At 63.0% G+C, this 8,856-nt stretch carries 6 protein-coding genes; all 6 read right to left on the reverse strand.

Annotated elements, in window-relative coordinates; all coding sequences use genetic code 11:
• Positions 1-312 precede the first annotated feature (312 nt).
• On the reverse strand, positions 313-1,002 hold the full coding sequence (locus tag Q1V60_RS03515) for a response regulator (RefSeq protein ID WP_300627459.1): 690 nt from the start codon (positions 1,000-1,002) through the stop codon (positions 313-315).
• Between the two features lie 213 nt (positions 1,003-1,215).
• Positions 1,216-3,867 carry a sensor histidine kinase KdpD gene (locus Q1V60_RS03520; RefSeq protein WP_300627460.1) on the reverse strand — a complete coding sequence of 884 codons (2,652 nt, stop codon included), beginning with the start codon at positions 3,865-3,867 and terminating at the stop codon, positions 1,216-1,218.
• 146 nt (positions 3,868-4,013) lie between these two features.
• The gene (gene kdpC / locus Q1V60_RS03525) at positions 4,014-4,559 is read right to left on the reverse strand and encodes a potassium-transporting ATPase subunit KdpC (RefSeq protein ID WP_300627461.1); all 546 of its coding nucleotides are present in this window, start codon (positions 4,557-4,559) and stop codon (positions 4,014-4,016) included.
• Between the two features lie 40 nt (positions 4,560-4,599).
• Complete coding sequence (gene kdpB, locus Q1V60_RS03530; protein ID WP_300627462.1) at positions 4,600-6,663, reverse strand: potassium-transporting ATPase subunit KdpB; 2,064 nt, start codon at positions 6,661-6,663, stop codon at positions 4,600-4,602.
• An 11-nt stretch (positions 6,664-6,674) separates the two neighbouring features.
• Positions 6,675-8,369 (reverse strand): potassium-transporting ATPase subunit KdpA, encoded by a 1,695-nt coding sequence (gene kdpA, locus Q1V60_RS03535; protein WP_300627464.1) that lies wholly within the window; start codon positions 8,367-8,369, stop codon positions 6,675-6,677.
• Positions 8,370-8,378: 9 nt separating this feature from the next.
• The gene (gene kdpF, locus Q1V60_RS03540) at positions 8,379-8,468 is read right to left on the reverse strand and encodes a K(+)-transporting ATPase subunit F (RefSeq protein ID WP_003218754.1); all 90 of its coding nucleotides are present in this window, start codon (positions 8,466-8,468) and stop codon (positions 8,379-8,381) included.
• Positions 8,469-8,856 lie beyond the last annotated feature (388 nt).

Here is an 8,856-nt window from a genome sequence, read left to right on the forward strand (position 1 = left end):
CTGTGGCGAGGGAGCTTGCTCCCGTTGGGGCGCGAAGCGGCCCCAAAAATGGGACTGCTACGCAGTCCAGCGGGAGCAAGCTCCCTCGCCACAGGGACCGGTTCTGTCTTAACTGACTGGCATTAGGGCAAGCCCGGCTCCTGCAAGGGAATGACATGTTGGTCGGCTGTCGGGCCGCCCTTCGCAGGCGAGCCAGCTTTGACATTTCAGTACGCGGGGCAGCCGTCAGCCAAGTGTCGACGGCCCGGCACCCACGGGAGCAAGCTCCCTCGCCACAGGTTCGATGTGGTATAGGGCGTTGGCGTTAACAATCTAGGCATCCAGCAACCGATACCCCACGCCCGCCTCGGTCACGATAAACCTTGGCTGCGTCGGGTCATCCGCCAGCTTCTGGCGCAAATGGCCCACCACAATGCGCAGGTAATGGCTGTCTTCGGTGTGGGTCGGCCCCCAGATATCCTTGAGCAATTGTTGCTGGGTAATCACCCGCCCCGGATGCCGCGCCAACTGCGCGAGCACTGCGTATTCTTTACGCGTCAGTGCCACTTCGGCGCCGTCGAGCAGGACGCGGCGGTAGGCCAGGTCCACCGTCAGCGGGCCGAAATTCAAAGCGGCCTCCTGAGCCTCCCCCGCCGGTGCCTGACGCAACAGCGCACGCACGCGGGCGAGAAACTCCTGGATGCCGAAGGGCTTGGTCACGTAATCGTTGGCGCCACCGTCGAGGGCTTCGACCTTCTGCCCTTCGCTGGCCCGCACCGACAGCACCAATACCGGCACCGTCGACCATTCACGAAACTCGCGCAGCACTTGCTGGCCGTCCATATCGGGCAAGCCCAGGTCAAGCACGAGCAAATCAGGTTTGCTCAATGCCGCTTGGGCGAGGCCTTCATTGCCGGTCCCGGCTTCAATCACCTTATAGCCTTGGGAGGCCAGGCTGATGCGCAGGAATTTGCGGATCTGCGGTTCGTCATCAATGACTAGAATCGTCGCGGTCTGGCTCATGGTGTCCAATCAAAATCCATTAAAAACAAACCATTGTAGGAGCGAGCTTGTTATGGCGAGGGAGCTTGCTCCCGCTGGAGTGCGAAGCGCTCCCCAAACAGGTCAGGCGGGTGCACCTGACGCATCTCGATCGGATGGTTTTGGGGCTGCTGCGCAGCCCTGCGGGAGCAAGCTCCCTCGCCACAACGGGCGTGCGCCCAAGAAGCCGACGGTTCAAAGGTCAGTGTCCAAACTCGGTTGAGAGTGTAACGGCAGAAACAAGGTAATACAGGTGCCCCGCCCTTCAATACCGTCGGCCACGCTGATGTGCCCACCGTGCGCGCCGACCATTCCCTGGCAGATCGCCAGTCCAAGGCCAGTGCCCTGCCCGCCCCGATCACCGCGCGCTGCGGTGTAGAACATATCGAAGATCTTTGCGCGTTCGTCTTCCGGAATGCCTGGCCCTTCATCGGCCACGGCAAAAAACAACTGGTGATCCACCACACCGGCGCTCAACTGCAAACGGCCCTGGGGCGGCGAAAAGCGCGCAGCGTTTTCCATTACATTGACCAAGGCCTGCTCGATCAATGCCGCATGCACGTAAAGCAACGGCAGCTCAGGCGGCACATCGGTGTTCACCTGCAACGGTGCCAGCACCGCGCGCAATCGGCCAAGGGCGCTGCCGACGATATCCCCCGGCGATACCCAATCGCGCGCCAGCTTCAGCGCGCCGTGCCCCAGGCGGGTCATGTCCAGCAGGTTCTGGATATAACGGTCGAGGCGCTCGGCTTCATCGCGGGTGCCTTCAAGCAATTCGCGACGATCCTCCAAAGGGATCGCCTCCCCCAGCGCCAACAGGCTGTCGATACTGCCGCGCATGGAGGTCAGCGGCGTGCGCAAATCGTGGGATACGGAGGCGAGCAAGGCGCTGCGCAGCTGTTCGGTTTCGCCGTGCAAACGTGCGGACTCCAACTCCTGCGCCAGCTGCGCACGGGCCAGCGCCTGGGCCAACGGCTGGCTCAGGGCCGTGAGCAGACGACGGCGTTGGCCGCTCAGTTCCATGCCGGCTTTCGCGCTGACGCCCAGCAAACCGAGCGGGCCTTCTTCACCCGACAACGGCCACCACCACCAGCGTCCAAAAGGCAAGGTGCCGGTGCCCATGCCAGCCGGTTGGTCATGCTGCCAGGCCCAGTCGGCGGCGGCACGTTCGGCCTCGGTGAGGGTCAGCGGGCCGCCGGTCTCGATCGTCCAACCGCCCTGGCCATCGCGATTGACCAGGCATAAATCCAGGTCATTCCAGCCTTGCAAGTGATGCGCCGCCGCACTGATCACCGCCTGGCGATCCGTGGCGGCGGTGAGCTTGCGTGACAGGTCGAGCAGCTCGCTGGTTTCTTCCTGAGTATCGCGCAGCGCCTGTAACTGCCGACGTTGGCGCGCGGCCAGATTGCCGGTAAGCGCCGCCATCAACAGGAAGAACAACAGGGTGAGGACATCCTCTTCGCGCTGAATGGAGAAGGAGAAGTTCGGCGGGATAAACAGAAAGTCGTAGGTCATGAACGATAACCCCGCACACACCAGCGAAGGCCCCAGGCTGCTGCGCACCGCCACCAGCAGCACCGCCGCGAGAAACACCAGCGAGATATTCGGCAACGGCAATACGCTGGACACACCCCAGGCCAATCCGGCCGCGACAACGGTCGCCACCACGGCCAGGGCGTAGTCGAACCACCGCAGCCCACGCACATCCGGCAAGCGCGGCGATGCAGGAATATCGTCGCTGTCGAGCACGTTGATTTCCAGGCCCCGCGCAGTGCGCAGCAAACGTGCGGCGAGGCCGCCGCCGAACAACCGTCGACGCCAGCGCATGCGCGATTGCCCTACCAGTACCAGACTGGCGCGGCGTTCGGCGGCATGCTCGATCAACGTCTTGGCCACCTCGCCCGCCCGCAGTAACACCACCTCACCGCCCAAGCGTTCAGCCAGTTGCTGGGCATTTTGCAGGCGCAGCCGTGACTGTTCATCCCGCGCACGGCCGTTGTCGATATGCACCAGGCTCCAGGGCAAATGCCGACGCTGCGCGACCCGGCTGGCATGGCGCACCAGACGTTCGGCGTGTGCGTCACCATCGACCCCCACCAGCAGACGCCCACGCACCGCGGGCGCAGCTTGGCCGAGTTGGCGGTAACCCTGGGCCAGATCGTCGTCGACGTGGGCGGCAGCGGTCTGCATGGCCAGCTCGCGCAGGGCCATCAGGTTGGTCTGAGTGAAAAACGCATCAATGGCCGCACGCGCCTGTTCCGGCACATACACCTTGCCGTCGCGCAGGCGCTCCAGCAATTCGCGGGACGGCAGGTCGATCAGCAGCAGCTCGTCGGCCTCCTGCAGCACCCAGTCCGGCAGGGTTTCACGCACCTGCACACCGGTGATGCCACGCACCTGGTCATTGAGACTTTCCAGGTGCTGGACGTTAACCGTGGTGAACACGTTGATGCCGGCCGCGAGCAATTCCTGAATGTCCTGCCAGCGTTTTTCATGACGGCTGCCGGGGGCATTGCTATGGGCCAGTTCGTCGACCAGCACCAGCTTGGGCTTGGCGGCGAGCAGGCCGTCGAGGTCCATTTCTTCAAGCATCACGCCACGGTATTCGCTGCGCAACAGCGGTTGTTGCGGCAGGCCGCTGAGCAAGGCTTCAGTCTCGGCGCGGCCATGGGTTTCGACCACGCCGGCGATCAGCCCCACGCCCTGGCGCAGTTGCGCATGGGCAGCCTGAAGCATGGCGTAGGTCTTGCCTACGCCCGGCGCGGCGCCGAGGAAAACTTTGAGCCGGCCACGGCCGTTGCGGGGCAAGTCGGCTAGCAGGGCATCGGCGCGGCCGGAGTCGCTCATGCGGGCAGTATCCTTAAGCTTTGTATGTGATCAGGGTCAATGGAGATCAAATGCAGGAGCGGGCTTGCTCGCGAAAACGCTGTGTCAGTCGACGGATATGTCGGCTGAGCCCGCGCGTTCGCGAGCAAGCCCGCGCCCACAGGGGCTCAGAGTTTTTCCAGGGCCATGTTCAGTGCCAGTACGTTGACTACAGGCGGCCCAACCAAAGGGCGTTCGATGTGTTCATCCAGCAACCGCTGCAAGGTCGACACCGGCACATTCCGCGCTGCCGCCACTCGCGCCAGTTGATAGGCAATCGCCTGCGGTGGCAAGTGTGGATCAAGCCCGCTGCCCGAAGTCGTCAACGAGGCCAACGGTACCGGCCCCTGGCCAGGCACCCGTTGTTTATTTGCGTCATCGAAGATACGCGTCGCCAGCGCCGGGTTGCTCGGGCTCAGGTTGCTGGCACTGCTGGAGACCGTCGCGAACGCCCCGGCCGAGGGACGTGGATGGAACCAGCCGTCACCGCTGAAATCCTGGGCGATCAGGCTGGAGCCGCGCACCTTGCCACTGGCGTCGCGCACCAGACTGCCGTTGGCCTGGTCCGCAAAGGCCACTTGCGCGACGCCGGTCACCACCAGCGGATAGGCGACGCCAGTGATCAGGGTCATGAGCACCAGCAGGCTCAGGGCCGGGCGAATTATGTTAGTCATCGTCAAATCCTCACTAAATCGGGCCACAAAAGCCGCAGGGTTACACCAGGTGCAGCGCCGTCAGCAGCATGTCGATCGCCTTGATGCCCACAAATGGCACCAGAAGCCCACCCAGGCCGTAGATCAGCAGGTTGCGGCGCAACAATGCCGCCGCACTCGCGGCCTGCACCCGCACACCGCGCAAGGCCAGGGGAATCAGCACCACGATGATCAGCGCGTTGAACACGATGGCCGAAAGGATCGCGCTCTGCGGGCTCTGCAAGTGCATGACGTTGAGCACGCCCAATTGCGGATAAATCGAGGCAAACAGCGCCGGCAGGATCGCGAAGTACTTGGCCACATCGTTGGCGATGGAAAAGGTGGTCAGCGCGCCCCGAGTCACCAGCAGCTCCTTGCCGATCTGTACCACGTCCAGCAGCTTGGTCGGATCGCTGTCGAGGTCGACCATGTTGGCGGCTTCACGCGCAGCCTGGGTGCCATCGTTCATCGCCATGCCGACATCGGCCTGGGCCAGTGCCGGCGCGTCGTTGGCGCCGTCGCCGCACATGGCGACCAGGCGGCCATCGTTCTGTTCATGGCGGATACGCGCGAGTTTCTTCTCAGGCGTGGCTTCAGCCAGTACGTCATCCACACCCGCTTCAGCGGCAATCGCAGCGGCGGTCAGCGGGTTGTCGCCGGTGACCATCACCGTACGAATCCCGAGTTTGCGCAACTCGGCGAAACGCTCGCGGATACCGGGCTTGACCACATCTTTCAGATGGATCGCACCAAGCAATCTGCCATCGGCGCACACCAGTAACGGCGTGCCGCCACTCTGGGCGATCTTGTCGATTTCCCGCGACAACGCCGGCAGCAGATCGCCGCGTTGCTGGCCGATAAACGCCAGCAGCGAATCCACCGCGCCCTTGCGGAACACGCGGCCCTGATAGTCGACACCCGACAACCGGGTTTCGGCGCTGAAGGGTACGGCGGTCAGTTCATCCGGCGTCGGCTCTGCCTGAGGGTGCAGGGCGCGCAGGTATTCGACGATGGATTTACCTTCCGCAGTGTCATCCGCCAGGGAGGCGAACAACGCCCCTTCAGCCACTTCCCGGCCGCTGACGCCGGGCGCCGCAACCACTGCCGAGCAACGACGGTTACCGAAGGTGATCGTGCCGGTCTTGTCCAGCAGCAATACGTGCACATCCCCTGCCGCTTCCACCGCGCGACCGGACTTGGCGATCACGTTGAGACGCACCAGGCGATCCATGCCGGCAATGCCGATGGCCGACAGCAAGCCGCCGATGGTTGTAGGAATCAGCGTCACCAGCAGTGCGACCAGAAACACCAGGGGCAAGCTGCCATTGGCGAAGTGGGCGAACGGTTGCAGGGTCACCACCACCAGCAGGAAGATCAGGGTGAGGCCGATTAGCAGGATGTCCAGCGCGACTTCATTGGGAGTTTTCTGGCGTTTGGCGCCTTCGACCAGGGCGATCATGCGGTCCAGGGTCGACTCGCCGGGGTTGGCGGTGATGCGGATCAGCAGCCAGTCGGACACCAGCCGTGTGTTGCCGGTGACGGCCGAGCGGTCGCCGCCGGACTCGCGAATCACCGGGGCGGACTCGCCGGTGATCGCCGCTTCGTTGACGGCGGCGATACCTTCGATCACCTCGCCGTCGCCAGGAATCATTTCGCCCGCCGCGACGCGTACCACATCGCCTTTGCGCAGGCTGGTGGCCTGTACCACCTTGAAGCTGCCGTCGGCCTCCTTGCGACGTGCGCTCAGGCCTTCACTGCCGGCCTTGAGACTGTCGGCGCGCGCCTTGCCACGGCCTTCGGCCAAGGCTTCAGCGAAGTTGGCGAACAGCACGGTGAACCACAGCCACACAGCGATTTGCACGGCCACGAAGGTCGGCACGGTGGCGTCGGGCACAAAACACAGCACGGTGGTAAGGATGGCGGTCAGCTCGACCACCAACATGACCGGAGAGCGCTGCAGTTGGCGTGGGTCCAGCTTGACGAACGCCTGGACCAATGCCGGACGCCACAGAGCAGCGATGGCGGTTTTGGCGGGCTCCTGAGTGCGCGCAGGGGCAGCATTTTTTACAGACATGTTCATTTTCATATCCCTTCTACTTAGAAGCCCATGCTTAGGTGTTCAGCGATAGGACCCAGCGCCAGTGTCGGCAGGAACGTCAGGCCGCCCACCAGCAAAATGGTCACGGTCAGCAGGGTCACGAACAACGGGCCGTGGGTCGGGAAACTGTTCTGGCCGATCGGTGCGGTCTTCTTCATCGCCAGGCTACCGGCCAGGGCCAATACCGGGAGGATGTAGCCGAAACGGCCGATCAACATGCCCAGGCCGAGCATCAGGTTGTGGAACGCGGTGTTGCCGCTGAAACCGCCGAACGCCGAACCGTTGTTGGCACTGGCCGAGGTGTAGGCGTAGAGCAACTGGCTGAAGCCGTGGGGGCCAGGGTTGCTGATGGCACCGGCCGGGCCCGGCAGGCTGGCGGCAATGGCACCCAACACAAGCACACCCACCGGCATCACCAGCAAGGTCACCACGAGTAATTGCACTTCCCTGGCCTGAAGTTTCTTGCCCAGGTATTCCGGGGTGCGGCCGATCATCAGCCCGGCAAGGAACACCGCGATCAATACGTTGAGCAACATGCCGTACATGCCCGCGCCGACGCCGCCGAAGATCACTTCGCCGACCATCATGTTGACCAGCGCCACCATCCCGCTCAGAGGGCTGAGGCTGTCCTGCATGCCGTTGACCGAGCCGTTGGACGCTGCAGTGGTAGTCACCGACCACAGCACGGTGCCCGTAGTGCCGAAGCGCGTTTCCTTGCCTTCCAGCGGCGCGGTCCGTTCCACGGCCGGGTTGTTCAGGGTCGGATTGGGCTGGTATTCGGACCACAGCGACGTCGCGCCGCCAATCAGGAACAAGGCCAGCATGCATGCAAGAATGGCCCGGCTCTGCCGTAGGTCTTTGACGTAGTGGCCGAAGGTGAACACCAGGGCCACCGGGATCAGGATGATCGACGCCACTTCGAAGAGGTTGGCCCAGGCTGTCGGGTCTTCGAACGGATGCGCCGAGTTCACTCCAAAAAAGCCACCGCCATTGGTGCCCAATTGCTTGATCGCAATCTGGCTGGCTGCCGGGCCAAGGGGGATGACTTGATCCACGCCCTGCATCGTCACGGCATCAACGTAATGGGCGAAGGTCTGCGGCACTCCCTGCCATACCAGGAACAGCGCCAGCACGAGGCATAACGGCAGCATGCCGTAGAGGGTGGCGCGGGTCATGTCGACCCAGAAGTTACCCAAGGTCTTGGTGGATTTGCGACCGATCCCACGGCAAAGCGCAACCAGGACTGCCAGGCCCGTGGCGGCGCTGACGAAGTTCTGCACGGTCAGGCCGACCATCTGGCTGAGGTAGCTCAGGGAGGCTTCGCCGCTGTAGTTCTGCCAGTTGGTATTGGTCATGAAACTGACCGCAGTGTTGAAGGCCAGCGTCCATTCCTGGCCCGGCAAATTCTGCGGGTTGAGTGGGAGATAGTCCTGAAACAACAGGATCGCGAACAGCAGCAAGAAGCCCGCAAGGTTGAACGCGAGCAACGCCAGCATGTATTTCTGCCAGCTCTGTTCCTGCTGGGCGTCCACGCCCGACAGGCGATAACAGGCGTTTTCCACCGGCCCCAGTATCGGGCTGAGCCAGGTACGCTGGCCTTCCATCACCTTGTAATAGAACCGCCCCAGAAACGGTGCCGGCACCAGTACCACGGCGAAGAAGGCGATGATCAGCCAATAGTCATAACTGTGCATAGCCTGCTCCTAGTTCCGATCCGCGCGTAACAGCGCAACCAGCAGATAAATGAACAGCGCCACGGCCAATAGCAGTGACACCCCGTCCAGAACGCTCATGGAAGTTTCTCCGTTTAACGGCGAGTGCCGCGTGTGGGGCAATTGTCCGCAGGAGGGGTGTAAAGGAACGAGAGCGAGGCGGGGCGCGGGGCGTAAAGATGGCGTAAAGAGTGGCTTTATGCGGGGTTTACAGGGGAAGTTGGCGGTGACCGAGAGGGCCTCATCGCGGCATAGGTATCTACGCAACTTTGGCACGGCCCTGAACCTGTGGCGGCCCAGGAGCCGAAGCTTCTCTAACTGATGCCCCGCGACCAAAATGTGGGAGGGGGCTTGCCCTAATGCCAGTCAGTTAAGACAGAACCGGTCACTGTGGCGAGGGAGCTTGCTCCCGCTGGACTGCGTAGCAGTCCCATTTTTGGGGCCGCTTCGCGCCCCAACGGGAGCAAGC

Origin of the sequence: Pseudomonas sp. (assembly GCF_030147005.1) — a bacterium.
Classification (GTDB): domain Bacteria; phylum Pseudomonadota; class Gammaproteobacteria; order Pseudomonadales; family Pseudomonadaceae; genus Aquipseudomonas.

Bases quoted from the DNA above. Each gene is read 5' to 3' on its own strand.
- Q1V60_RS03515 (WP_300627459.1), bottom strand. From the start codon at position 1,002: ATGAGCCAGACCGCGACGATTCTAGTCATTGATGACGAACCGCAGATC.
- Q1V60_RS03520 (WP_300627460.1), bottom strand. From the start codon at position 3,867: ATGAGCGACTCCGGCCGCGCCGATGCCCTGCTAGCCGACTTGCCCCGC.
- kdpC (WP_300627461.1), bottom strand. From the start codon at position 4,559: ATGACTAACATAATTCGCCCGGCCCTGAGCCTGCTGGTGCTCATGACC.
- kdpB (WP_300627462.1), bottom strand. From the start codon at position 6,663: ATGAAAATGAACATGTCTGTAAAAAATGCTGCCCCTGCGCGCACTCAG.
- kdpA (WP_300627464.1), bottom strand. From the start codon at position 8,369: ATGCACAGTTATGACTATTGGCTGATCATCGCCTTCTTCGCCGTGGTA.
- kdpF (WP_003218754.1), bottom strand. From the start codon at position 8,468: ATGAGCGTTCTGGACGGGGTGTCACTGCTATTGGCCGTGGCGCTGTTC.